The sequence below is a fragment of the Zunongwangia sp. HRR-M8 genome, assembly GCF_027594405.1.
Taxonomy (GTDB): domain Bacteria; phylum Bacteroidota; class Bacteroidia; order Flavobacteriales; family Flavobacteriaceae; genus Zunongwangia.
Map to the genome: position 1 here is coordinate 704,615 of NZ_CP115161.1, position 25,785 is coordinate 730,399.

General features: G+C 34.3%; 19 protein-coding genes and 2 tRNA genes. 10 read left to right on the plus strand and 11 right to left on the minus strand.

Features of this window, described 5'->3' with window-relative positions; all coding sequences use genetic code 11:
• The first annotated feature begins 21 nt into the window (after positions 1-21).
• The 7 genes from PBT89_RS03090 (at position 22) to PBT89_RS03120 (ending at position 9,521) form a co-directional block, all read left to right on the plus strand.
• On the plus strand, positions 22-1,851 hold the full coding sequence (locus tag PBT89_RS03090; RefSeq protein WP_270063345.1) for an ABC transporter ATP-binding protein: 1,830 nt from the start codon (positions 22-24) through the stop codon (positions 1,849-1,851).
• A gap of 517 nt (positions 1,852-2,368) precedes the next feature.
• Positions 2,369-3,280: an alpha/beta hydrolase gene (locus PBT89_RS03095; RefSeq protein ID WP_270063346.1), complete on the plus strand. Its 912-nt coding sequence runs from the start codon at positions 2,369-2,371 to the stop codon at positions 3,278-3,280.
• Positions 3,281-3,283: 3 nt separating this feature from the next.
• Positions 3,284-4,522, plus strand: a complete 1,239-nt coding sequence (locus tag PBT89_RS03100) for an ATP-binding cassette domain-containing protein (protein WP_270063347.1) — start codon at positions 3,284-3,286, stop codon at positions 4,520-4,522.
• A 387-nt stretch (positions 4,523-4,909) separates the two neighbouring features.
• The gene (locus tag PBT89_RS03105) at positions 4,910-6,178 is read left to right on the plus strand and encodes a gliding motility protein GldB-related protein (RefSeq protein WP_270063348.1); all 1,269 of its coding nucleotides are present in this window, start codon (positions 4,910-4,912) and stop codon (positions 6,176-6,178) included.
• 475 nt (positions 6,179-6,653) lie between these two features.
• Positions 6,654-9,254, plus strand: a complete 2,601-nt coding sequence (gene mutS, locus PBT89_RS03110) for a DNA mismatch repair protein MutS (protein WP_270064296.1) — start codon at positions 6,654-6,656, stop codon at positions 9,252-9,254.
• A gap of 90 nt (positions 9,255-9,344) precedes the next feature.
• Positions 9,345-9,417 (plus strand) — tRNA-Gly (locus tag PBT89_RS03115).
• Positions 9,418-9,435: 18 nt separating this feature from the next.
• Positions 9,436-9,521: transfer RNA gene (locus tag PBT89_RS03120), tRNA-Leu, on the plus strand.
• A 1,164-nt stretch (positions 9,522-10,685) separates the two neighbouring features.
• Here PBT89_RS03120 and PBT89_RS03125 read toward each other — a convergent pair.
• The 10 genes from PBT89_RS03125 to PBT89_RS03170 all read right to left on the minus strand — a co-directional run bounded on the left by PBT89_RS03125 (position 10,686) and on the right by PBT89_RS03170 (position 18,832).
• On the minus strand, positions 10,686-12,095 hold the full coding sequence (locus tag PBT89_RS03125) for a hypothetical protein (protein WP_270063349.1): 1,410 nt from the start codon (positions 12,093-12,095) through the stop codon (positions 10,686-10,688).
• 119 nt (positions 12,096-12,214) lie between these two features.
• Positions 12,215-12,883 (minus strand): hypothetical protein, encoded by a 669-nt coding sequence (locus PBT89_RS03130; protein ID WP_270063350.1) that lies wholly within the window; start codon positions 12,881-12,883, stop codon positions 12,215-12,217.
• Between the two features lie 2 nt (positions 12,884-12,885).
• Positions 12,886-13,110, minus strand: coding sequence for a hypothetical protein (locus tag PBT89_RS03135; RefSeq protein WP_270063351.1), 225 nt, complete (start codon positions 13,108-13,110; stop codon positions 12,886-12,888).
• Between the two features lie 9 nt (positions 13,111-13,119).
• Positions 13,120-15,069, minus strand: coding sequence for a phage tail tape measure protein (locus tag PBT89_RS03140; protein WP_270063352.1), 1,950 nt, complete (start codon positions 15,067-15,069; stop codon positions 13,120-13,122).
• Positions 15,069-15,212, minus strand: a complete 144-nt coding sequence (locus PBT89_RS03145) for a hypothetical protein (protein ID WP_270063353.1) — start codon at positions 15,210-15,212, stop codon at positions 15,069-15,071. Before PBT89_RS03145 ends, PBT89_RS03140 begins: the two co-directional genes overlap by 1 nt.
• Before the next feature lie 44 nt (positions 15,213-15,256).
• Positions 15,257-15,682, minus strand: coding sequence for a hypothetical protein (locus PBT89_RS03150; RefSeq protein WP_270063354.1), 426 nt, complete (start codon positions 15,680-15,682; stop codon positions 15,257-15,259).
• A gap of 136 nt (positions 15,683-15,818) precedes the next feature.
• Complete coding sequence (locus PBT89_RS03155) at positions 15,819-15,998, minus strand: helix-turn-helix domain-containing protein (protein WP_270063355.1); 180 nt, start codon at positions 15,996-15,998, stop codon at positions 15,819-15,821.
• A gap of 91 nt (positions 15,999-16,089) precedes the next feature.
• Complete coding sequence (locus tag PBT89_RS03160; protein ID WP_270063356.1) at positions 16,090-16,863, minus strand: hypothetical protein; 774 nt, start codon at positions 16,861-16,863, stop codon at positions 16,090-16,092.
• Between the two features lie 11 nt (positions 16,864-16,874).
• Positions 16,875-17,273 (minus strand): hypothetical protein, encoded by a 399-nt coding sequence (locus PBT89_RS03165; protein ID WP_270063357.1) that lies wholly within the window; start codon positions 17,271-17,273, stop codon positions 16,875-16,877.
• Between the two features lie 179 nt (positions 17,274-17,452).
• Positions 17,453-18,832, minus strand: coding sequence for a tyrosine-type recombinase/integrase (locus tag PBT89_RS03170; protein WP_270063358.1), 1,380 nt, complete (start codon positions 18,830-18,832; stop codon positions 17,453-17,455).
• 476 nt (positions 18,833-19,308) lie between these two features.
• Between PBT89_RS03170 and PBT89_RS03175 the strand changes: the two genes are divergently transcribed.
• Positions 19,309-19,746 carry a hypothetical protein gene (locus PBT89_RS03175; protein ID WP_270063359.1) on the plus strand — a complete coding sequence of 146 codons (438 nt, stop codon included), beginning with the start codon at positions 19,309-19,311 and terminating at the stop codon, positions 19,744-19,746.
• A gap of 86 nt (positions 19,747-19,832) precedes the next feature.
• Here the strand turns inward: PBT89_RS03175 and katG are convergent, their stop codons facing one another.
• Positions 19,833-22,085 carry a catalase/peroxidase HPI gene (katG, locus tag PBT89_RS03180; protein WP_270063360.1) on the minus strand — a complete coding sequence of 751 codons (2,253 nt, stop codon included), beginning with the start codon at positions 22,083-22,085 and terminating at the stop codon, positions 19,833-19,835.
• Positions 22,086-22,506: 421 nt separating this feature from the next.
• Here katG and PBT89_RS03185 point away from each other — a divergent pair, with 421 nt between their 5' ends.
• Together PBT89_RS03185 and PBT89_RS03190 are read left to right on the plus strand one after the other, a co-directional pair.
• The gene (locus tag PBT89_RS03185; protein WP_270063361.1) at positions 22,507-24,927 is read left to right on the plus strand and encodes a zinc-dependent metalloprotease; all 2,421 of its coding nucleotides are present in this window, start codon (positions 22,507-22,509) and stop codon (positions 24,925-24,927) included.
• Positions 24,928-25,249: 322 nt separating this feature from the next.
• The gene (locus PBT89_RS03190) at positions 25,250-25,732 is read left to right on the plus strand and encodes a hypothetical protein (protein WP_270063362.1); all 483 of its coding nucleotides are present in this window, start codon (positions 25,250-25,252) and stop codon (positions 25,730-25,732) included.
• Positions 25,733-25,785 lie beyond the last annotated feature (53 nt).

Genomic DNA, 25,785 nt, shown 5'->3' on the forward strand with positions numbered 1-25,785 from the left:
ACGCAGTTAAAACCAAAGTCATTGCCAAGACCAAAAAAGTCCTTAGAGCCCAATAAAATAAATCTTAAAGATAGTTTTGCTTCTTTAAAATTTGTGCCTCGCTTTTTTAAAGAGATCAGGAAAGTGAATCCATCATTGTTTTATGCCAATGTTGCTAGCCGGGTTTTAAGCGCGGTAATTCCTTTGGCTTTATTGTGGATCGGGAAGATCATAATCGATGAGGTTGTAGTGCAGATTGATGCTGAGGTAAAAGATCTTTCCAGATTATGGATATTTGTTGCTTCGGAATTTGGTCTGGCGATTCTATCAGATCTTTTAAGTCGGGGTGTTTCTTTATCTGATGCTTTGCTTGGCGATCAATATTCGATAGATACTTCAGTAAAAATTATTGAAAAAACAGCTGAACTGAATTTAGATCAATTAGAGGATTCAGAATTTTACGATAAGTTGGAAAGAGCGCGTCGCCAAACCACTGGAAGAGTTGGATTGATGTCGAATATTCTTACTCAGGGCGAAGATCTAATTGTAATTATTTCATTGCTTGCCGGTGTTGTGGTTTTTGAACCCTGGTTGTTAATCTTACTCGTTGTTTCTATCGTTCCCACCATTTTAAATGAAATCAAGTTTAGCGGCACCAGTTATTCTCTGGCCAGAAGTTGGACGCAAGAACGCCGAGAACTCGATTATTTGCGCTATGCAGGAGCAAGTGATGTAACGGCTAAAGAAGTAAAGTTATTCGGACTTTCAGGATATTTGGCAAATCGGTTTAAGTCACTTTCAGATCAATATTATTTAGCGAATAAAAAACTAGCTAAAAAACGTGCAGGTTGGGGGTCTGTTTTTAATGTAATTGGAACTTCAGCTTATTATGGAGCATATTTACTAATTGTCTATAGAACCGTTTTAGGTGTTTTTACGCTTGGTGATCTTACGTTTTTATCGGGGTCGTTTAATCGTTTACGCTCTAAATTGCAGGGATTTTTCACTCGTTTTACCGCAATTACCGAGAGTGCGCTTTATCTTCAAGACTACTTTGAGTTTCTTGATTTAAAATACGAGAATGAAGTAATCGATGGATTACCACTTCCGAAGAAAATAAAAACCGGCTTTATTTTTAAAAATGTAGGCTTTAAATATCCAAAATCAGATAAATGGGTGGTTCGAAATATTAATTTTGAATTACGAGCCGGTGAAAAACTAGCTTTTGTAGGAGAGAATGGTGCCGGAAAAACTACCTTAATAAAATTATTGCTAAGGTTTTACGAACCTACAGAAGGCGAAATTATATTAGAAGGAATTCCGGTAACACAATACGATAAAACTCAATATCAGCAATACTTCGGAGTAATTTTTCAGGATTTTGTGAAGTTTGAATTGACGCTGAGAGAGAACATCGCCATGGGCGACATTCGGGAAATTCAAAATCAAACAAAATTAGATGCTGCTGCCGAAAAAAGTTTAGCAAATCAGGTAATATCAGATTTACCTAAAGGTTTCGATCAGCAATTAGGTAAGCGCTTTAAACAAGGGAAAGACCTCTCGGGTGGACAATGGCAAAAGATTGCGATTGCCAGGGCTTATATGAAAGATGCTGAGATTTTAATTTTAGATGAACCAACCTCAGCTTTAGATGCGCGAGCCGAAACGGAAGCTTTTGATCGTTTTATAAATCTCACCAAAGGAAAAACAGCCGTAATTATTTCGCACCGATTTAGTACGGTACGGATTGCCGACCGAATTATGGTATTGAAAAACGGAGCAGTTTTAGAAATTGGTACACACCGGGAATTGATGGAGAATGATAAATTATATGCCGAATTATTTAATCTGCAAGCGGCAGGATATCAGTAAAAGTTTTGAAGTTTTTTCCAAAAAACTACTTTTTGATAATTATTCTCTTTTATGATTCATAAATAATATCGTCATCCCGGGCTTGACCCGGGATCTCATTATGCTGAGTTTGAAAAAATCAATTCGAATTCAATAATTTAGATTTCTTAAGCGCAATGAGATGCTGAATCAAGTTCAGCATGACGTACTGCTGAAAAAACGCCTTAAAAGTCCCGTCATACCGGGATTGACCCGGGATCTCATAATGATGAGATCCCAAAATTTCCGATAGCGGTTGATAATTTTTTTCTAGAACTAATATTTCTTATTAGAATAATCAAACTCCTTCAGCATGATATAATACTAAAAATGGCAATTTAGAAGTTGTTAATTGATGAATTTTATGGGGTGAAGTTTGGAACAATCGTGCTAGGATTCGGTATCTAGAGCTATCGATCCGTAACAACAAATAGTGCATTTAATTCAGATAGAAAATTAATAATATTAATTACATTTATGCTAAATAATTCAGTTTCTTATGAGGATCCTTAGCATTTTATTCCTGTTTTTAAGTCTGTCGCTTTCGGCACAAATCCAAACTTTACCACTTTGGCCAGAAAATGAAATGCCTAATTATCAAAAATCTTCAGAAAAAGAAGAAATTAATGATGGTGATGTGGTTTGGATTTCCAAAGTGCAACAACCTACTTTAGAAGTTTATCTTCCGGTGAAGCAAACCGCGACCGGGCAGGCGGTTTTAATTTGTCCCGGTGGCGGTTATGCTGGCTTGGCTTACGATTGGGAAGGTACGCAGATTGCTAAATTTTTAAATACCAAAGGCATCGCAGCCGGAGTCTTGAAATATAGATTACCGGGTTCAGCTTCAGTAAAAGAAAATTTTAAAGCGCCACTGCAAGATGCACAACGCGGTATTAGGATGTTTCGCGCAAATGCTTCAGCATGGAATATCGATAAAAATAAAGTAGGTGTGATGGGTTTCTCTGCTGGCGGGCATTTGGCTTCAACTTTAGGGACACATTTTCAGGACGCTTTTTATTCAGCAATAGATAGTACAGATTCAGAAGAAATTCGTCCAGATTTTATGGTTTTAATTTATCCGGTAATCAGTATGGATCCGGCAATTACCCATCAAGGCTCGCATGATAATCTTTTGGGTAAAAGTCCCGGCAAGGAATTAGAAAAGCAATTTTCTAACGAGTTACAAGTAAACGAGAATACACCAACTACTTTTATTTTGCATGCAAGTGATGATGGCTCGGTACCGGTAGCAAACAGTTTACGAATGTATTCAGCGTTGCAAAAAAATGGCGTGAAAACTGAAATGCATATTTACCCGGAAGGTGGACACGGATTTTCGCTGGCAAATGGAATGTATTACCTAGAAAATTGGAGTGAACGATTAACCGATTGGCTGAGGAATTTAAATTAATTTATGACACATATTGCAATTTATGCAGAAGATCACAAGTTGGTTTCCAAACTGATCGATGATCTTAGAAAAGGTAGAAAAGTACAAGGATTCGAAGAACTTCAGCATAAAAAAGGATATGAACATTCTGAAGCTGTTCTTCAAAACTTTATAAAAGAAGATCAAAAGCATGGAAACTCGATTTTAGTCAAAGATGAAAATCGAAGTTTACGCACATTTTCTAGCGGTGAAAAACGAAAAGCTTTACTGGAATATCTACTGAAAAAAGAGCCAGAATACCTTATTTTAGACGATCCTTTTGATTGTTTGGATATGCAATCTGTAGCTAATTTTAAATCAAGATTGGCTGAAGTTAAAGAAAACTTTACAATGCTACAGATCTTTAGAAGAGAAGATGATATTTTGCCTTTTATCGGTAAGGTGCTTAGTTTCGATTCTTCCGGAAAAAGTATGCTAAAAGATAAAGCCGATTTTATTAAAAATAAGAAAGGAATTTTATCGGAAATAAAAGCGATTCCGCCTGCTTCAAAGATTTTTGAAAATGTTCCTGAAAGCCTGATCAAAATGAATAAGGTAAATGTTTCTTATGAAGAACGCCCAATTTTGTCCAATATCAGCTGGGAAATAAAGCGAGGCGAGTTTTGGAAACTTACCGGGCCAAATGGTTCAGGAAAAACCACAATTTTGAGCATGGTTTACGGCGATAATCCAAAAGCTTATGGCGTGGATTTATTTCTCTTCGGAAAGAAAAAGGGAAGTGGCGAATCGGTTTGGGATATTAAGAAGAAAATCGGTTACTTTTCTCCCGCTTTAACTGAACTGTTTAATCGTAGAAATACGGTTGAAGATATGGTAATTTCAGGATTGGTTGATAGTGTTGGGCTTTATCAAAAACCAACAGATAAACAAAAAGCTTTGGCTAAGCAGTGGTTAGAAACTCTAGGTTTTCAGGATAAAGCCAAAAAAATTTTTAACGATCTGTCCAATCTTGAAAAACGAATGATACTTATTGCACGCGCAATGATTAAGCATCCGCCATTGTTAATTCTGGATGAACCTTCAACTGCCCTGGACGATAAAAGTGCTTTAAAAATCACAAATCTTATCAATCATATCGCAGCCCAAAGTGATACCGCGATTATATATGTTTCGCATAGAAAAGAAAAAGGCTTAAAACCCGATTTTGAATATGAATTGATTCCGACGGAAAACGGATCTGTTGGAAAAATCAAGATTCAATAAACAATGATCAATTTGAAAATGTGCTGATTTGATAATGTGTTTATGTGCGAATGGAAAGCCTTAGTTAGACCGCTTCGCTGTTAGAAAATAGACAAGAGAGAAGAGACTAATTTGGAGATGTGCTAATTTGATAATGTGTTGATGTGCTAATGTAGAGTAAGAATAGAAATTGTATATCGAAAACCCGGCCTATCGAAAATTGCTCGTAAAATTGAAAGTTAACGAAGCGCTAACGTCCGTAAAGTTTGGTCATGCTGAGTTCAGCTTCTGATGTTGCATTTGGTTTTTGATTTGTGTTAGAACTCGTAGGCATTAAATTATTTGGTCAATGCCGTTTTTAGTTGTAACGAATTTGATAGTTGGGCGTCTTTAGAAAAAAAACATCTCATGAAGAAAATAGTACTTTTTTTATTTGTTTCAATTTCAGTTCATTTATTAAACGCGCAAGAGAAAGAAAATCCTGGCAGAATTAAAAAAGAAGCAGATAAAAATTACCAGGAAAAAGAGTATAGTTCAGCAACTAAAAATTACATTAAGCTAATTGAAATTGCCGATTTTGAAGTTCAGAAAAATGGAGCAGCCTACAATGCTGCTTGTTGTTTGGCTTTACAGCAAAAAGTAGATAGTTCTTTTATAATGTTAAAACAAGCGATTAGATTTGGGATGAACAACAAATCTCATCTTGCTTCAGACTCAGATTTAAATATTTTACACAAGGACGAAAGGTGGAGTAAATTATTGAATGAAGTTAAAGAACCGAAATCATATAATACTGACCCTGAATTGGCGAATATTGTGGTACAGGATGTCTATAACTTTTGGGAGGCTTACGATTTAGCGCAGAATTCTAATAATGCATTGCGTATTTACGATCAGTATTATTTTGAAAAAGCCAGTCCTGGTATGGAAGATTATATGGGTTTAAAAGTAAGCTCTAAAAAATACTTCGTAAAACATATTGAAAGCCATCCTAAACTTTATAAAACCATTCGAAAAAATACACTTAAGGTAGACGATTATAAAAAAGATATTCAAAAAAGTTTTAAAGAACTTAAGGAGATTTACCCATCGGCAAAATTTCCGGATGTTTATTTTGTGATGGGAGCCTTTACCAGTGGAGGAACCGTTTCTTCATCGGGCTTACTTATCGGTATCAATCAAATGAGTGATGGAGAAGATGTAAATACAGAAGAATTGGATTTTGGAGATAAATTATTAATGAATCAATCTGAAAATATTCCATATATCGTTTCTCATGAATTAATCCATTTTCAGCAAAATGATTTAAAAAATGATACCATTACCCTTGGCTACGCAATCAAAGAAGGTATGGCAGATTTTATTGGTGAATTAATTAGCGGTGAAAATGCGAATAAGAAGATAGTGGACTGGGCCAAAGGAAAAGAAAAACAAATTTGGGCAGATTTTAAAAAGGATATGTATTATGATCGCTATAATAACTGGATTGCCAATTATAGCAAAGCTTCAGAAGATAGCTATCCAGATTTAGGATACTGGATTGGTTATGAAATCTGTAAATCCTATTATGAAAATGCAGAAGATAAAAAGCAGGCGATTCGGGATATGCTTACTATTCAAGATTATAGAAAGTTTTTGGTCGATAGTAAATGGGAAGAAAAATTAGAGCAGTTATGATATCTATAGAAGTTTACGAGTAGATGTAGATCACTAAAAGCTTGCTGCTATTAACATAAAACTTTTAAAACTAAGGTCTAAAGACTAACGACTTGTTCTACCCAAATTGGGCATTTTTGAACTTGATTTTTCAATATAAAATACTGTTCTTTCAGGGTGTCAAAATGATACTAATAAACGTTATTCCGGACCTGAGTCTGGGATGACGCAAGTTTTTTTACGCTGTTTTTTTTAAATAGTAATGCTGAATTTTGAATGAAGAAATCGCTTAAAGCTAACTGCTGAAAGCTCCTTTTTTTAACAGAAAACAGAAATCGAAAAACTACCAACGAATTACACTCCTAGTATGTAATAAAAAAATATTCATAAAAAAGCTAGAGCCAAATTTTCTAATAGAAGATAGGTTTCTTTATTTTAGCGGTTCTAAAATTTCCTTGATTTGGCAGCAAAAAAAGAAGCAAAGGTGACCCCCCTAATGAAGCAGTATTTAGCTATAAAAGCTAAATATCCAGATGCAATGTTATTGTTTAGAGTTGGGGATTTTTATGAGACTTTTGGTGCAGATGCCGTGGTGGCTGCCAGAATTTTAAACATTGTGCTAACCAATAGAAATAACGGCGGCGAGCGAAGCGAGCTTGCTGGTTTTCCGCATCATTCTTTAAACACGTATTTACCAAAACTGGTAAAAGCCGGGCAGCGTGTGGCGATTTGCGATCAATTAGAAGATCCAAAGATGACTAAAAAGATCGTGAAGCGTGGAGTAACCGAACTTGTGACTCCGGGTGTTGCCTTAAGCGATGAGGTTTTAAACAGTAAGTCGAATAATTTTCTTTGTGCGATACATTATGGAAAAAGAAATCTTGGGATCTCATTCTTGGATGTTTCTACGGGTGAATTTTTAACTGCGCAGGGAACGCAAGAATACATCGATAAACTGCTTCAGAATTTTAACCCGAGTGAAGTTTTAATTCAGAAGAAATATAAAAAGAATTTTGCTTCTGATTTTGGGGAAGATTATCATGTTTTCTATCTGGAAGATTGGGTGTTTAAAAACGACTTTGCCAGTGAAACTTTAAATAGTCATTTTAAAACGGCTTCTTTAAAAGGTTTTGGGGTTGCTCATTTAGAGGAAGGAATTATAGCTTCAGGATCGATTCTTCATTACCTGGCCGAAACTCAGCATAACAAGCTTCAGCATATTACCGCGATAAATCGTATTGCAGAAGAAGAATATGTTTGGATGGATCGATTTACCATACGGAATCTTGAATTATATCATAGTACAGCCGCCAATGCGGTAACCCTTTTAGATGTGATCGATAAGACGATTTCGCCTATGGGAGGCCGATTATTGAAACGTTGGCTGGCGCTGCCTTTAAAAAATTCAGAAAAAATAAAGAAGCGCCACGAGGTTGTTGGCTATCTTTTAGAACATCCCGAGGTTTTATATAAGATACAGGAGCAGGTAAAAGAAATGAGCGATTTAGAACGCTTAATTTCAAAAGTAGCAACGGGTAAAGTTTCACCAAGAGAAGTAATTCAGCTTAAAAATTCCTTAGAAGCTATTATTCCGGTAAAGGAAACAGCTTTAGGATGCGAAAACGAAGCTTTAAAAGTGATTGGCGATAATTTACATGCTTGTGAATTACTTCGGTCTAAAATAAAGGAGAGCATTAATGAGGAAGCGCCGGTATTGCTGCAAAAAGGAAATGTGATCGCAAGAGGATTTCATAAAGAACTGGACGAACTTCGTGATATCGCATTTTCAGGAAAAGATTACCTCGACAATATGTTGGAGCGGGAAAGTGCTGCAACCGGAATAACTTCGCTGAAGATAGGTAATAACAACGTGTATGGTTATTATATCGAAGTTAGAAATACACATAAAGATAAGGTGCCGGCCGAATGGGTTAGAAAACAAACGCTGGTAAATGCGGAACGCTATATTACTGAAGAGTTAAAAGAATACGAAGCGAAAATTTTAGGTGCCGAAGAGAAAATTTTGCAATTAGAGCAAGATCTTTTTTCAAAATTGGTGCTATGGATGAACGATTATATTCAGCCGGTACAGCAAAATGCACAGCTTATTGCGCAGTTGGATTGTTTATGTTCGTTTGCGCAACAAGCTAAGATCGAGCAATATTGTAAACCTGAAATTGAAGAAGGATTTGAATTACAAATTGAAGACGGTCGCCATCCCGTGATCGAAAAGCAATTACCTATTGGCGAATCTTATGTAACTAATAGCGTTTTCTTGGATAGAGAAGAGCAGCAGGTGATTATGATCACCGGGCCAAATATGAGTGGTAAGTCGGCTATTTTGCGCCAAACTGCTTTAATTGTACTAATGGCACAAATGGGAAGTTTTGTGCCCGCAAAAGCTGCTAATGTTGGTTTGGTAGATAAGATTTTTACTAGAGTAGGAGCCAGCGATAATATCTCGATGGGTGAATCTACCTTTATGGTAGAGATGAATGAAACGGCGAATATCCTGAATAATATTTCTGAACGAAGCTTAGTGCTACTAGATGAAATTGGTCGGGGAACAAGTACTTATGATGGAATTTCTATCGCCTGGGCAATTAGTGAATATTTGCATGAGCATCCAGCGCGCCCAAAAACACTATTTGCGACGCATTACCACGAGTTAAATGAAATGTGTGATACCTTTAGCCGAATAAAGAATTATAATGTCTCTGTAAAGGAATTAGAAGATAATGTTCTTTTTCTTCGGAAGCTGGTTCCGGGAGGTAGTGAACATAGTTTCGGGATTCATGTGGCTAAAATGGCAGGGATGCCACAACAGGTGTTGCATCGAGCTAATAAAATCCTACAGAAGCTGGAGCAAACCCATAAAATGGAAGAAAGCAGCGAAGTTTTAAAAAAATCTGCTGAAGAAGAGATGCAACTCAGTTTTTTTAATTTAGATGATCCTTTGTTGGAAGATTTGCGTGACGAATTGGTAAGTATTGATATTGATACACTTACGCCGGTGGAGGCTTTGATGAAGTTAAATGAGATAAAGCGAATGCTCTCGGTAAAACAAAAAAAGAAGCAAGAAAACGCAAAAAATTAAAAAAAAGCTTGGTCGTTTTAAGAAATGTGCTAAATTTGCATCCGCAATAAACAATTGCGCATCGGTAAAACCGAAAGTTCTTTTAAATACGCGAAAATAGCTCAGTTGGTAGAGCGCCACCTTGCCAAGGTGGAGGTCGCGGGTTCGAATCCCGTTTTTCGCTCAGTATATATAATATTATGCTCGGATGGTGGAATTGGTAGACACGTTGGACTTAAAATCCAATGAACAGCAACGTTCGTGCGGGTTCAAGTCCCGCTCCGAGTACAAAGACCCTCTTTATCTTATTGATTTAGAGGGTCTTTTGTTTTTAGAAATGTTTGTTTTCCCCATATGTTCCCCGTAATTTGATTTTGATTATATGTTAGAACATGACCTGACATATAAATTGAATGATTAATTTTAAAAAAAACCTTTTTTCTTTTGAACGGATGGTAGAGAAATTTTTCCCAGTCTTACTAATAATGATTATTAGAAGTAAAATAAAGAATAATCCAGCTGCATTTGAATTTAAATTGAGATATAATTCCATGTTTTAAAATTTAATATTATGTCTGCAAATTATGCCTAGTGACATTTTATTAAAAGGACATTTTTTAAAGTCTTGTTTTTTAATTAGTTATATTTTTTTAGTACTTTTTGAATGGTTTTTAAATTCTAGTTATTGTATGGTAGGCCCAGTGTTTTCATTTTCAATACAAAATTTAATTGATAAAAAAAGGGACAAAAGTTCGAGAAATAATTTAAAAATCTTTTGACCTCAGTGTTTTCAATGCTTTTCACTATTTAAATTTTAAATAAAAAGTTTTACTTAAAATTTTTTTTGAAATTCTACATCTGCATTGATGCTCAACGTGTAAAATTTGAACCGTTAAAGTGTAATTATTCTTTTAAATTTTTAGTACCTGATACCTTCCGGACATTTTTGTCCATCTTATAAAATCAAAAGAAAAGAATTTCTATCTGCAGAGTTGATTAATTAGGATAATCCAAATTTGGATTGTGGTTAATTGATGTTTTTGAAAAGCGTTACAGTTCAAAAAATAGCGTTACAGTGTGGAATTTAGTGTTACAAGCGTTACACATAGCGTTACAGTAGTGAAATCAATGGTAAGCGTTTTAAGAATGCCGTGCGCAACGTATTGCGCTGGATATCGAAACTATTTACAGTACCTTTTTTTATCTTTCGGATATCTAAATAACTCTGATCGATCAACCATTAGTATTTTAGTAAGATCATTAATTAATATGTGATCTATTGTATGCTTTCCTTTCTTCTGGAGTTTATATAGATTAACTCTGGTGGCATCTGGATAGTACCTGTCACCATCTAGTAGGATGAGTTCATAGTATAGACCAGTTATATCAATAACCGGTACTAATCCTTTTGATCTTCTAATTCTATCTGCTTTTGCTATGCATTTGTATAAGTCAAGTTTTATAAGGCTCTGGCTCATGATCTATGCTTTTAATGATAGTTTTAATTAATTTCCTAGCTCTATATGATGTTAAAACAATGTCGTTTACTTCAACTTTAGAAATTTTGGTGATATCCTTACTAGAGAGTTTAAGTTTATGGCTTAGTATGGATATAGATCGAGTTCTATTTGAGAATTTAATCTTTATTAAATCATTGTGATTTTCTAAATGTTTCAAAAGGATTGATAGGTCTTTTAATTCTTTGGATTTTAATTGTCTCCTTTTTTTTCTTCGTCTCTTAGCTTGATAAGAATTATTATGTTTTTTACAGCAGAACATTGCATCTGGTCTTTTATCTGAAATATCCTTACCACAAACTATACATTTTCTAGTTGCTGTATTGTCACTTTTTTTAACATTTACCCTTTTATAATTTTCAATTTGATTTTGTCCACGTTTTACGCCTTTATTTAAATCCGTAAAGCGTGACCTTTTTTGGCTTTCGTTTTCGACCTTAAAGTTGCGTAAAGCGTGACCTTTTTTGGCTTCTAAAATTTGAAACTTTTTGGATATTAAATTTGATATTTCTTTTTGCGTTGTGGAGCTACAAAATTTTTCTTTTAGCTCTAAAAAAGTGCTTTTAGCTCTAGATCTTTGTTTTCTGGTAAACTTTATCCAGTTAGTAGCGTCTAGGTAATAAAGCATCTTTTCTTTTTGCTTTCTTGTCATTTGTCGCCATTTCATCCCTTTATCGTAAAAAATAGCATCATCCCATATTTGTAATAGATCTGGTGTTATTTTTCGCAGATTCCCAATGTCCAATAAATCAGATAAATTTTTGATACCATATTTAGCAGCTTTTTTTCGGCTCTTTATCGCAATTTCTATCCTTAATAGCTTTAATTCAGGTTTTTCAATTTGTAAACTTTTATCGTAGACTTTAAAACGATACTCTTGTTTTTGTATTTGTTTCCCGCTAAATACCTCATCGGTTTTCATATTTGTAAAAGCATCGCTTTGATAAGCCCTTATGCCTTGTATTGCATTTTTTGGCGTGATAGGACATTCAACATTAACACCGTATTCAAAATGCTGTATAATGGCTTTATTTATATCTAAATGAAACTTTATTGATAAATCATTTACAGTTTCTTCTAGCATATCATAGGTATAGTCAAAAGCATTGTTTCTTCCATGATTGTAATATCTTGGTAGTGATCCTCTTATTATGCAGTGAATTTCGCTGCTTATGGTTGATGGGATTAATAAAAAATATAAGCCTCGGTAGAAAGCAATTTTAGTTTGGGATTTAATTTCTCCTGTTTCCGTATCTACTTTAGTGCTGAATGATAATAACGGGGATTTTTCCCACTGAGAATAGTGAGTGCCAATACATTTTATTTTGACCCCGTCTATAGGCATAGATAATAAAGAAAGAATTGCTTATCTTAGCCGTATCTCTGCAGGGCTAAGCTTGTAGAATTTGAAGATATTTGGAATAATAAAGAGCCTGTAGTGAGGCTCTTTATTATTTTTAATAATTAATAATCGCCCATAAACCGGATTTTTTCATAATTTGGAATGTAGAATACTTTCCGTTTATGATATTGTGATTCTGGTTGATTTTCATTTAACTTTGGCGTAATTAAATCCTTTAAGGCGTCAAGGTCTGGGAAAGTGCCTAATGAGTGTACGGTAAAATCTGATTCTATCGCTTGGTTTATAAGTTTACAAAGATTTGCTGCAATTTCTAAAGCTTCATTTTGTTTTTCATTTCGGGTGTGAAATGTTGCTACATTATCAAATCCTTTTATTGCTTCATCACTTAGATAAACCTCATTGTTAGCAGTGATTATAAAATCTTCTATCTTAGAGCGATTTGGTACAGCATTAACCATTTCTTTTAGAGAGTTTAAAACACCCTTAGAACTTAAGCCTTGTAGACTTAATATTATACTTACATCATTGGCATTAGGAAAATTGTATTTTTCCTTTATAAGGTTTTCCAAATAACTCCAACCGGATCTAATTATATTTTGCTTTTCGATTTCAGTTAAATCGTCCTTAAAAAGCTTTTGAGATTCAATTAAAACGTTTTTGAAGTAAGGTGCGCAATCTTTTGCTTTACTTATATGTCTCTTGATAGCTCCTTTGTCTTTATATAAAAAAACGGGCTTAAATGTTTGTTTTTTCTTGCTTAGTATTGCCATGCTTAATTATTTAAAATTTCATCTAATTTTTTGTTGAAAACATCTAATTCGTTTTCAGAATTTATTTCACTTATAAATGCTTGATCAATCTTGGTTTTTAAATCTTCAACATTTTGAAAACCTTGATTTATAGTACCTGTAATAATATTTCTAGCTTTGTTAATACCTGAATTGAGAATGTTGTGATACGTTTCTGGAAATTGTTCTTTTACTTCATCTGGTGTCATAAGTTCATTTTACATTTGTCCCACTGTGGGAGTTAGTTTAACTGGTAGAGAATCACTATTGCCTGATTCAATACTTTTTATGTTGTTATTAGGATCTTGCATTTTAATTAATAGTTCTCCTTTGCCATATTTTTGCATTATACTTTGTTGTTGACTGAATTGTTGATCTCGAGATGATGGGATGAGAGGTATTTCCTTATTAGTTGTAACCTCAGCATCATTATTTGAATCTTGATCTGTTTCCAGATTTAAGTTTGCTCGCATATTTTCAACAAACTTCATAGCAGGATCTATATATTTTCCAACACCTGGTATTTTAGAAAGTAATCCTAAGAACTGCTCTACAGGATAAAGCATTGAATCAAAAATCACTTTACCAATCATTTTTATACCGGCCAGAATACCATCTTCTTTAAATGTTTTTACAATAGTGTCCCAGTGCTTTCTAATACCCATAATAATATTAATGATTGCTCCAAACGGACCAAGTATTAAGGTTAAAGCAGCACCCCATTTATCGTAATATTTAATTATAACTGCTACAACGCCTATGAGTACTACAATTGCAGCTATAACCAAGCCGATAGGGTTAGCGTTCATAGCAGCGTTAAATATCCATTGTGCAGCAGCAGCAGCTTTCGTATAAATATTGAATGCAGCCATGGCTATCTTATTTCCATTCATAGCTAAAGACATTGCACCCATTCGAGCAGCATTTACACCCATTGCAATACTATTGATAAATAAAGCTGCTCTTGTAGCCCATAGAACTCCTTTAAATGCTGCAAATCCCAAAACAACTGTAGGTATTAACTCAACTAACCAGCTGTTTTCCTTTATCCAATCTTTAAAGGCTTTGATTAGTGGTATTACCTTTTTTACCAAATTAGTTATTTCAGGGGCGAGCATTGTACCGATTGTGATGCTCAGTGCCTCCATGTTGTTTTGAGCTAATACTAATTGGCTTGAATCTGTATTTTTTTGCTTTTCAAATGCTGTAGTTAACTCCTGTGAAGAACCAGTCATATCTTTAAGCGTTTGTAAATAAGCTTTATTCGTAGACCCTGTTAGTGCGGTTACAGCTGCTCCAGCTTCTACAGAACTCCAAGCCTTTGCCATATTAAGTCCCATATTCCCACCTGCTTCATTAATAGCTTGCATAGCACCTACTAAACTACCTTTCTTGTTTATTAGTTCTTTTTCAGATGCAACTCCTAAATTTTTATAAATTTTTGTCATTTCTGCAGTTGGTTTCTGCATAGCAACTATTGAAGCTCTAATCTGATTTTGTGCTGTACTTGCAGGAGTTCCAAGTGTGGTTAATGCTGCAGTGGCAGCACTAAAATCGGCTAATTTCACTCCTGAACTTTGCACAATTGGCGCAGTAGCTCCGAAGCTTTGAGCTAATTGAGATAATGTCGTTTTACCGTACTTAACGGTTTTGAATAAAATGTTACCTATTTCTTCTGATTTTAAGCTTTCAGTTTTAAAGGCGTTCATTGCAGATGTAAGGATATTTGTAGCTTCAGAAGCTGTTGAAAGTCCCGCTACAGAAAGTTTACCGGCTGTATCTAGAGTTCCCATTGCCTGAGAAGCTGAAACACCTGCAGATCTTATATCATATAATGATGTAGTAAGCTCATTAATAGGTACCGGCAATCTGGTACTAAGTTTTAATACCTGATCGCCCATTTTACCCATATCTTCTGAGTTAGTGTCAATTAATGTGCTTACGTTCCCCATTGATTTCTGAAAATCATTTGCTTGATTTACAGTTACACCTAAAGCAGCACCGCCAGCCATAGCATGGTATTTAAATTTGTTCAGTTTAGTATTAAACCTCTCTAGCCCTGCAGCTCTAGTTGAGAAAGTAGAAACTCTACTTGTCATGCGTTTAATTACCGATGAAAACTTATCTACTGCTATAAATTCTGCAGGTACTTTAATTGCACTACCCATTATTTACCGAATTTTGAATCTCTTTCTTTTGATTGCTCTTTTATGAGTTCGTACCAGTATATTATCCCATGATGATCTAAATCATCACAAAACATATTTGATACTGTTTTTGGTGTCCAGTGGAACTCACTGACTAAACTCATTAAAATATTATCTATCTGATTTTTATTAAGCGACCAGCCACCGCTTACATAAAAAGGCTGGCTAATCCTTGTACAACTTTAAAATCTGTAGTACTTAGCTTGTCTAAAAATGTTTTAGGCTCGCCAATAATGTAAGCAGTACACCTTAGACCAAATTCAAAAGCATTTTTGCTTATATCGAGACCTTTAGAAAGATTTGCTAATTGTGATGGTTTAATTCTGGTATGCTCAAAATTAATAGTCTCAAGTATTACCTCATCATCTTGATTTTTGACTGGTTCTAATAAACTGTACACCGGTTTTTCATCCTTAAACATCAAGTTTCCATCTTCAATGGCCTCTAGTATGTCTAAGAAATCATCTTCGATTTTTTCAGGTGTTAATTGACCTCTACGTACTTCTTTTGGTTTGTGAATTTTTACGAATTCAACTAATTCATTTAACGCAATTTCTCTACTTACTTTTTTCATGATTAAAAATTTGATATTTGATTTAAATTTTGATAATACTATCCCTGCCTAAGTTGTTTTGTTAACTTTGGTTTTAATGATCTGAAATTTGTTGTTTAATGGGTTAAAGCTTTTTAGTTTTGTAAAATGTTATGATTTACATTTCGACTAAAGCAGCTTCGATATCTGAAAGTTTATAGAATCGTTTACCAGAAATTCCGTAGCTTTTCAAGTGTTTTTCCTTTGTCCAACGCCAGAGTGTTGTTTCTCCTATGCCAAGAAGCTCTGCAGCTTCTTTTCGGCTCAGCAAATTCAATGATTTTGTTTTAGCATCCATATTGAAGTTTATTAATTATAGATGCAAATTTTGGGAAAGATTAAGTTATTTACTTAGTGGACTAGTCCGTTGTTTAGTCCTTTTTCAAATACTATAAATATCTTTTAATGTCTTCGTATGTGTCAATAAGCTTCTGGCACGTTATCTTTTTATTATAAAATTCACAGTATTTAATGGTTTTTTCTACAATACCTTTATTGCATTTAAGGCGTCCAGAAGTGTTGTCAAAGTAGAACATATTTTTATTAGGTGGAGTAGTGCGATTTGTTAGAGTATCTGAAATAATTTTTCGAACGGTAGTTTTTCCGATGTTTGGAAAGCGTTTTTGAACGTCTTTGTAAATTAGGATTACATCTTTATAAGGCTTGTTTTTGTACTTATAGCTTTGACTTGTTTCAATTATTTCGATTTCTCCTGTAGCAATGAGAGAGCTTATTTTTAAAAAATCATCATCAGGTACTTCAGCTGTGTCAATGATGCTATTTAAAAAATCCTGATATTTTTCAAACTGTAAATCATTTTCAAAACTTTCTTTTTGATTGTTTATTAATATTTCAATTTCTTGATTTAAATCAATTAATTCTTGGTACTTATCTAATTTGATTTTGCTATCAATAATACTTTGCGATCTAATGAGGTATTTTAGTTTTGTTTTCAACCAATTCTCTTTAGGTTTTGTAAGCATGTTTTTTGCAGCGAATATGGCTGCTTCTTCTTTTAGCTTGTCTATTTGATCGTGTAAAGTTTGAGCTAAGTCTTCGTTTTTAAAATTAGTCTTTTCTAAAAATTCAAATTGCGAATTAGCATATCTAATTTTGCTATAAATATCATTATGTAACGGTTGTAAATTCTCGAAAGTTTCCATTTAGCCGAGATTTAATTTTTAAAAAAGGATTTTTGTAACTGGTAATTCATTTTTGCTTTTGTAAACCCCTCGTTAACCTCAGCAAATCTTATTTCATTTTTGCTTTTATAGTTTACATCTTCATGAACATGATGCATGATATCATTTATAAAAGCCTTATTATAACGCTCTCCTAAACCATTTTCAAACACGAAATTTATTAAGGCATCAGTTATGTTTTTTAATTGATCTATGTCTTTTTCGGCTTCTACAGCCCTTAATCTGTAATCTTCATTTCTTGGAATAACTTCGTTGTGAATTAGTAATTTATAGTTATTAAATTCTTTAGTAACAAAGGCTAACTTTTTACGAAGTTCCTTGTTTTCGAGCTCTAGATTTCTTTCTGATTCTGAATTATTATTATTATTCATTTTAAAGTCGTTGGTATGAACTAATTATTTGATTTGTACGCATTAAAGTAATCTTTAAAGAGAGAGCTAATTATTTTTTTTCGTTCTTCTTTGTTATAATTCTTTCGATGCTCGATAAACAATTTGAGTTCTTTATCGAATTGGTTTATTTTTTCTTTTTTTGATGTATTTTCCATAGCTTATAATTTTGATACGTTTTTTATAATATTCATTTTAGGTGTTTTTTCCTGTTTAAGTTTTTGTAATTCGTAGAAGTCAGCAATTTGTTGAGCATAATCGAGTGAATCTTTTCTTACATATTCTAACAGTTGCTTTTCGGTACTATGGCCGGTGATTCTCATTATTAAACTGGTAGGTAAAATGCCATACTGATTAGTAGCAAAAGATCTTCTACAAACATGGGTTGTAACTAACTCCCATTTTTGGTAAGTACCGGTTACAGCTCTTTTTATTCCTTTTTTAATATACTTTCCATTTTTATCCTTAGGTATTTCTTGGCCGTTTTCATCAATCATTAAAATTTTAGTTCCTAATGTAGGTTCGTTTATTTCTGATAATTCACATATTTTCTTGAAATATGTATTTAGTTTCTGGATAGATATTTTTTTTGGTAAACCATCTTTTATTATTTCTCTTGTTTTATCAAGTATGGGAATAGTTACATTTTTACCAGTTTTTTGTTGCTTTATTTCTATAACCTCTAATCCGGAACGATTAACAAAATTATCTTTTGTGAGATTTAATAGATCTTGGCCTCGTGTACCTATATTCGCTCCCAGTATTAACCATTTTCGTGCATTTACTAATGCTTCACTAACTAGATGAGTATTTTCGATCTTATCAAGTTCATGAGGATTTAAATAAATAGCATGCTCTTTTTTTGTTTTACCGCCTTTAATTTTATTTAATTGCAAGCTGGTTTCAAGTCCGTCTAATTGAGCATCACGACATACTGTTTTTAGATCATCAATTTTTTTTCTAGCATATCCCTCAGAATATTTTTGACTATTAATAAGCCAGTTTAAAAAAGCTTTCCCGAATTTTAGATCTATTTCTTTAATGCGGTATCTGATATTTTTTCCCTGATATTTTTTTATAATCTTCAAAAGATTATTGTAAGAATTTACCCGGCTTTTAGATAAACCAAGTCCTTTCTGATTGTTTTCTCTTATGTTGGCGGTGTCAATTACGTGCTGGATAGCATCTATTAAAAAATCACTTCTTTCAATTTCAGGAATAACGTCTCCGTTAAAAATATCTATATGGTACTCTAACCAACTATTATCAATCTGACCTAATGGAATTTCTCGCTGGTTGAAAGCATTTTTAATATGTTCTTTGAGTTGCGCTAGTGTCGTTTCCGTCTTGCTATATTCTACCTGATCTTTTGCCGATAACTTATATTTTTTTTTAAGTTTCTGATTTTTGGAATCCCAGTCTGTAGGATCAATTAAAATATTTGTTGTCTTTACAATATCTAAAGTGTTACTATGTCTAAGTCTTAAATAAACTTTTGCAGGATAAGTTTTGCTTTTAACGATATACTTAAATGTAGCCATCTGAGAAGTATTATAATAGCAAAATTAAAAACTTTCCCCGTATCTTCCCCGTAAAATTGAAATAATTTAAAAATATTTGAAAAAATTCGGGAATTATTGAACCTCTTAAAATCTGATACTTACACCTTAAATATTAGTTTTTTCTTTGTTTTTAGGTGTTTATAAAGAAAGGTTTCAAGTCCCGCTCCGAGTACAAAGACCCTCTTTATCTTATTGATTTAGAGGGTTTTTTGTTTTATACCCTCTTTCCTCTTTGTGATAGTTTATATTTTAATTCAAAGAATATTTATAAGTCGTATAGTTATTTTAGTAAATCCCACAATAAATATTGAAAGTGAAATGAGTATATGAATAATACGATGTGTTCGCTTATTAGTTAATTATGACATATAAAAATACCTAGGAAATCTAGAAATTATCTATTTTTATTTACAGATTAACCTCACTATCTGTTAACTGTCAAACTAAAAAGACTTATGAAAAAGGTTCTTTATTTAATTTTATCTATAGCTTTATTTTGTAAATGTGGTGCAGATCAAGGAGATACTGTCACTTATAATTATACTGTTCGGAACGATAGTGGAGCTACAATAGAAATTAGGAGTTACATATCCTATCAACCTGAAGTTGAACCTAAAATAACAATAATTCCAGAAGGCGAAGAAATTATTAAAACTTATAAAGATGGATTGCCTCCTAAAGGATACAGTTATCAAGTCTTTTTTGGGGGAGCTTCGAACAGAGATTCTCTTATAGTTATATATGGGAACCAAAAAAGAAGTTTTTATAAATCAGATTGTTCTAACGAAAACAATCCTTTAAATGATTGCGAATATAAGGAACTGAGAGAAGTATTTATTTTTACTGAGCAAGATTATGAGAATGCAGAATTTTGTAATGATGATTGTGATTAGCTTTGATTAATTAAATTTTAATCTCCTTTAACTAAAAAAGCAGCTCCTATCAAGAAGCTGCTTTTCGATATATTAGATCAATATTTTTATTTTAAATCAAAGCGATCTAGGTTCATTACTTTAGTCCAGGCTTTAGCAAAATCTTTTATAAATTTCTCCTGGCTATCAGAACAGGCGTAAACTTCAGCTTGTGCGCGTAGTTCAGAGTTTGATCCAAAAATTAAGTCGGCACGGCTGGCTGTCCATTTTGTATCTCCTGTTTTTCGATCTTTACCAATAAACTCTGTCTGTGCATCGTTCGTAGAACTCCACGTAGTGCTCATATCTAGCAGGTTCATAAAGTAATCGTTATTTAGAACACCAGGTTTTTCAGTAAAAACGCCTTTCTTAGAGCCATCGTAGTTGATGTTTAAAACTTTAAGTCCGCCAAAAAGAACCGTTAGTTCAGGAACATTTAATGTTAGCAATTGCGCTCTATCAATTAGCATGGTTTCCGCAGAAGTATTTACATTCTCGCTTCCTCGAATATAATTTCTAAATCCATCAGATTCTGGTTCTAATGCGTTAAAGGCATCAGCATCGGTTTGTTCTTCAGTAGCATCGGTACGTCCTGGTGTAAATTCAAGATCAATAGAATTTCCTGCGTCTGCTGCAGCTTTCTCGATCGCGGCATTTCCTGAAAGGACGATAAGATCTGCTAAAGAAATTTTTCTTTCCGAAGAATTATTAAAATCGGCTTGAATTTCTTCTAATTTCGAAATCACTTTTTGAAGTTGTGCCGGTTTGTTTACTTCCCAGTTACGTTGTGGCTCTAAACGAATTCTTGCGCCATTGGCACCACCACGTTTATCTGAACCTCTAAAAGTTGAAGCTGAAGCCCATGCGGTAGAAACAAGCTCTGAAACCGATAATCCTGAGTTTAAAATTGTATCCTTTAATCCTGCAATGTCATCTTTATTCACTAATTGGTGATCTACAGCCGGTACGGGATCCTGCCAAATCAATTCTTCTTTAGGAACTTCTGGTCCTAAATATCTTGAAAGTGGCCCCATATCACGATGCGTTAATTTAAACCAGGCTCTAGAAAAAGCGTCGGCAAATTCATCTGGATTTTCGTGAAAATGTCTTGAAATCTTCTCGTATTCGGGATCCATTTTAAGCGCAAGATCTGTGGTAAGCATAAAGGGTGCATGCTTTTTATTAGGGTCGTGTGCATCTGGAACTGTGCCTGCGCCGGCATTGTCTTTAGGTTTCCATTGATGGGCACCGGCGGGGCTTTTGGTAAGTTCCCATTCAAAACCAAATAGATTTTCGAAGAAGTTATTGCTCCATTTTGTGGGAGTGGTCGTCCAGGCACCTTCAAGTCCGCTAGTAATTGTATCGCCCGCATTTCCTGTTCCGAAGGTGTTTTTCCATCCAAGGTTCATTTCTTCGATTGTTGCTCCGGCAGGTTCAGCATCAATATATTTTTCAGGATCGGCAGCACCATGAGTTTTTCCGAAGCTATGCCCACCGGCAATTAATGCTACGGTTTCATAATCGTTCATTGCCATACGGCCAAAAGTTTCCCTAATATCTTGCGCAGCACCTAGTGGATCTGGATTTCCGTTAGGCCCTTCAGGATTTACATAAATTAATCCCATATGTGAAGCGCCAAGCGGATTTTCCAAAGTATTTCCGTTTTCATAACGTTCTTTGTTTCCTAGCCATTCGCCTTCAGATCCCCAATAAATATCTTCTTCGGGTTCCCAAATATCTTCACGACCACCGGCAAAACCAAAAGTTTCGAATCCCATGGATTCTAAAGCGCAGTTTCCGGCAAGGATCATAAGATCTGCCCAACTAATTTTCTTTCCGTATTTCTGTTTAATAGGCCATAAAAGTAGCCTTGCTTTATCCAAATTCGCATTATCTGGCCAGCTATTTAAAGGCGCAAAACGTTGTGATCCCGAGCTTGCGCCACCACGGCCATCAGCAATTCGATAAGTCCCCGCGCTGTGCCATGCCATCCTGATAAAAAATGGTCCATAATGGCCATAATCAGCCGGCCACCAATCTTGTGAGTCGGTCATCAATTCAAAAAGATCTTGTTTAACTGCTTTTAGGTCTAGTTGGTTAAATGCTGAAGCATAATTAAAATCCTCGTCCATAGGATTGGTTTTTGAGGAATGCTGACTCAATATTCTTAGATTTAGCTGGTTGGGCCACCAATCTTTATTGGTAGTTCCGGTTCCTGCTGTAAATTTTTTGGATCCGCCCAAAAAAGGACATTTACTAGAATCATTTACTTCCCAAACCTTATGATTATCTGGATTGTCTTGATGATTATTGTTTGACATAACTTAAGATTTTAATTAATACCTGGTCAAAAATAAATAACTAATTATTATGTTTTTCGGTTTTTTGATAGTAAAAAACTATTGCTTTTATTGCGAAATTTATAGCTATAAAATTAATACGTGCCAATTATTTAAAAAATACTCTTTAAAAATAGCGAATTATAAATTATAATAAAAGAGTACTTCAGATTAAGCATAAAATAGGCTGTTTTCTTTTCAAGAAAAACAGCTTATTTCAAAATTTATAATTGTTAAAAAAATATTTTCAGAATAGATCACAGTGATATTATATGGCTTTAAAATTATTTTTATTCTGAAATGATTTTGCTGTCTCGTCCATCTTTGAGTCGAAGCCGGATATCTTGTGTTTTTTTCGCATAAATTGAACTTTACTTACCTTGTGGGAAAATTTAAAACCTTCATGATAAAAAAAGTACTAGCGATTGGAGTATTGGCAGCACTAAGTGTTGGCTGTAAAACTTCTAAACCTGTCGCAGAAGTTCCTCAAACAGAAAAGAACGGAGATCTTAAATCCTACAACAAAGTAATTACAAATGATGCAATTTCAGATCGTGGATTATTCACTACGCACAAGTTGGATAATAAGGTCTTTTTTGAAATCCCAGATTCATTATTTAATAAAGATATGCTTTGGGTAAGCAGGATTGCTAAAGCACCTGCTGGTTATGGCGGCGGTTATGTAAACGCAGGCTCTAAGGTAAACGAGCAGGTTGTGCGGTGGAATAAGCGCGGAAAAAATATTGATGTAAGAGTGATGAGCTTTGAAAATCAGAGCGATGAGGAATCTCCAATTTATAAATCGGTTAAAGCGAATAATTTTGAGCCGATTCTTTATAGCGCTGCTATAGAGACAACGACGCCAGATAGCAGTGCTTATGTGATTGATGTTACTAATCTTTTTGAAGATGAAGTTGCGGCTATAAACGCTATGAATGCATCTGCACGAAAAAAATATAAGGTAAAGCGATTAGATAAAAGCAGGTCTTATATTGAAGAAGTGCATTCTTTCCCTGAAAATGTAGAAGTGAGACACGTAATGACGTATGATGCGGAAGAGCCACCAGAACGTGGGCAAGCCAGTACCATTTCTATGTTAATGAATCAATCTATGATTCTTCTGCCTGAAGATAAAATGTTGCCCAGAATTGCCGATCACCGTGTAGGTTGGTTTACCATTGGTAAATACGATTATAATTCTGAAGCTTTAAAATCTGATGATTATGAGATTATTAGAAGATGGCGTTTAGAACCTAAGGATATCGAAGCTTACAAACGAGGAGAATTAGTTGAGCCTGTAAAACCAATTGTTTATTATTTAGATCCTGCAACACCAAAACGCTGGAGACCTTACTTTAAAAAAGGTATAGAAGATTGGAATAAAGCTTTTGAAGAAGCTGGTTTTAAAAATGCGATTATTGCAAAAGATCCACCATCTAAAGAAGAAGATCCAGATTTTAGTCCAGAGGATGTAAGATATTCGGTTGTGCGTTATGTAGCTAGTACAACCAGAAATGCTGTAGGACCATCTGTAACAGATCCTAGAACTGGTGAAATTATAGAAAGTGATATCATTTGGTATCACAATCACCTTCGATCTTACAGAAATAGGTTTATGATTGAAGCTGGTGCGCAAAATCCAAATGCCCGAACTTTAGAAACTCCTGAAGAGGAAATTGGAGAAATGATGCGAATGGTAATTGCACACGAAGTGGGTCACGCTTTAGGTTTACCACATAACATGAAAGCCAGTGCTGCTTATCCAACAGATTCATTACGCTCTGCCGAGTTTACACAAAAATATGGACTTACACCGTCGATTATGGATTACGCCCGTGTAAATTATGTGGCGCAGCCAGAGGACAAAGGCGTGCGATATATTAGAATGATGGGTCCTTATGATATTTATGCCATTAATTGGGGCTATCGTTATTTACCAGAAGCAAAATCTTCTGCAGACGAGAAAGAAAGTCTGGATAAATGGATCCTTGAAAAAGCTGGCGATCCTATTTATGAATTTGGGAGTGGTTATGGTGGTCGCGATCCTCAATCACAGCGAGAAAGCTTAGGCAAAGATCAGGTAAAAGCTAGCGAATATGGTTTAGCTAACATGAAAAAAGTTGTACCTAACTTGATCGATTGGACAACAAAAGATGGATATGGTTATAATGATTTAGAAGAAGTTTACGGAGAACTTATAAGCCTTTGGAGAGGCTATCTTTATCATGTAGTTACTAATGTTGGGGGTGTTTATGAGACAAGGAAAACCGCAGATCAAGAAGGTGTCGTTTACTCACCAGTTCCGGATGATATTCAGGAAAAAGCGGTAGAATTTTTAAATCAGAATGCTTTTACAACACCAGATTGGTTATTAGATAAAGAAATTTTAGATCGTATACAGTCTACAGGAGCAATCGAGCGTATTCAAAAACTACAGACTAGAGTTTTAAGTTATTTGCTGGACGAAGATCGTTTGTTAAGAATGGTAGAAAATCAGCAGTTACATGGTAATAGCTATTCAGTATTAGAACTTTTTGATGATTTGAGAAACGGAGTTTTCACCGAACTTTATCGTGGAGAAAAAGTAGATGCATATCGTAGAAATTTACAGCGAACTTACGTAGATATAGGTATTAGCTATATTAAGGAAATTGAAAATGGGAATCAAGTCGCAAACACAGATGTTATTGCATTAATGCGTGGTGAATTAGAGAATTTAAAGGCTCAGATAAATCGTATGCAATACTCAACTTCAGACCGATTGAGTAGATATCATTATAAAGATTTAATTGCTAGAATTGAAAAAGCTTTTTCTGATAATTAATATTTCAAACGAAAATTTTATCGATAAAAAACCTCCAATTGGAGGTTTTTTTGTGCGCTTCATCTTGTTCTTTCACTGTAAAAAAGGTATTTTATCCATGTATAAACGGTTTAGCACTGTGTTTATTGAGCGTAAATTCTTACATTTTTATGAGGCGCACGCATCTATTTACTCTGTATTGTAAGAATTAGCTTACAAAATATAGTTAAAATTATGTAATTTCATTCTCTAGGTGCTTTTCATCGAGTTTAAAATGTTTTTCGTGTCTATTATTTTTTAATTTTACCATACGAAATAATAGGTAACAAATCTTAAGAACAGCATGAGATCAAAAATACTTTTAGGACTTTTAATAGCTTTTTTAACAATAGGATGTAGTCAGGAAAGACCAGGTGCAGATACTTTTAATTTGGATGTAGCAGTCGAGATTACAGTTGAGAATCAACGTGGAGAAAATCTTTTAGATCCTAGCCATCCTAATAGTATCAATTCAGACGAAATAAAACTTTATTATGTGGAGAATGGTAAAGCGCAGGAAGTTTATGATGAAACAAGCGATCTACCTAGAAGTTTTGTTGTTTTTAAATCTGGAGATGAATATAGAATGAGAATCGTACAGAACTATTCTGACGAAGAAGAACCACTTACTTTAGTACAGTGGAATGAGAGAGATATAGATACCATTAAAAGTGAGTTCTTAAAAGGTGATCGATACATAATTCAAGATAAGATATACTACAACGGAAAATTGAGTTGGTCTAGTAGCGACAGTTTCGAACCTCATTTCGGAGTTGTGAAAAATTAAATATTTCGTTATTTCTTTAAGATTAGTTTTGAAAAGTGCCCTAAGATATTAGG

Excerpts from the sequence above, each read along its gene's own strand:
- PBT89_RS03095 (WP_270063346.1), top strand. The coding sequence starts at position 2,369 with ATGAGGATCCTTAGCATTTTATTCCTGTTTTTAAGTCTGTCGCTTTCG.
- PBT89_RS03100 (WP_270063347.1), top strand. The coding sequence starts at position 3,284 with ATGACACATATTGCAATTTATGCAGAAGATCACAAGTTGGTTTCCAAA.
- PBT89_RS03105 (WP_270063348.1), top strand. The coding sequence starts at position 4,910 with ATGAAGAAAATAGTACTTTTTTTATTTGTTTCAATTTCAGTTCATTTA.
- mutS (WP_270064296.1), top strand. The coding sequence starts at position 6,654 with ATGAAGCAGTATTTAGCTATAAAAGCTAAATATCCAGATGCAATGTTA.
- PBT89_RS03125 (WP_270063349.1), bottom strand. The coding sequence starts at position 12,095 with ATGCCTATAGACGGGGTCAAAATAAAATGTATTGGCACTCACTATTCT.
- PBT89_RS03130 (WP_270063350.1), bottom strand. The coding sequence starts at position 12,883 with ATGGCAATACTAAGCAAGAAAAAACAAACATTTAAGCCCGTTTTTTTA.
- PBT89_RS03135 (WP_270063351.1), bottom strand. The coding sequence starts at position 13,110 with ATGACACCAGATGAAGTAAAAGAACAATTTCCAGAAACGTATCACAAC.
- PBT89_RS03140 (WP_270063352.1), bottom strand. The coding sequence starts at position 15,069 with ATGGGTAGTGCAATTAAAGTACCTGCAGAATTTATAGCAGTAGATAAG.
- PBT89_RS03145 (WP_270063353.1), bottom strand. The coding sequence starts at position 15,212 with ATGAGTTTAGTCAGTGAGTTCCACTGGACACCAAAAACAGTATCAAAT.
- PBT89_RS03150 (WP_270063354.1), bottom strand. The coding sequence starts at position 15,682 with ATGAAAAAAGTAAGTAGAGAAATTGCGTTAAATGAATTAGTTGAATTC.
- PBT89_RS03155 (WP_270063355.1), bottom strand. The coding sequence starts at position 15,998 with ATGGATGCTAAAACAAAATCATTGAATTTGCTGAGCCGAAAAGAAGCT.
- PBT89_RS03160 (WP_270063356.1), bottom strand. The coding sequence starts at position 16,863 with ATGGAAACTTTCGAGAATTTACAACCGTTACATAATGATATTTATAGC.
- PBT89_RS03165 (WP_270063357.1), bottom strand. The coding sequence starts at position 17,273 with ATGAATAATAATAATAATTCAGAATCAGAAAGAAATCTAGAGCTCGAA.
- PBT89_RS03170 (WP_270063358.1), bottom strand. The coding sequence starts at position 18,832 with ATGGCTACATTTAAGTATATCGTTAAAAGCAAAACTTATCCTGCAAAA.
- PBT89_RS03175 (WP_270063359.1), top strand. The coding sequence starts at position 19,309 with ATGAAAAAGGTTCTTTATTTAATTTTATCTATAGCTTTATTTTGTAAA.
- katG (WP_270063360.1), bottom strand. The coding sequence starts at position 22,085 with ATGTCAAACAATAATCATCAAGACAATCCAGATAATCATAAGGTTTGG.
- PBT89_RS03185 (WP_270063361.1), top strand. The coding sequence starts at position 22,507 with ATGATAAAAAAAGTACTAGCGATTGGAGTATTGGCAGCACTAAGTGTT.
- PBT89_RS03190 (WP_270063362.1), top strand. The coding sequence starts at position 25,250 with ATGAGATCAAAAATACTTTTAGGACTTTTAATAGCTTTTTTAACAATA.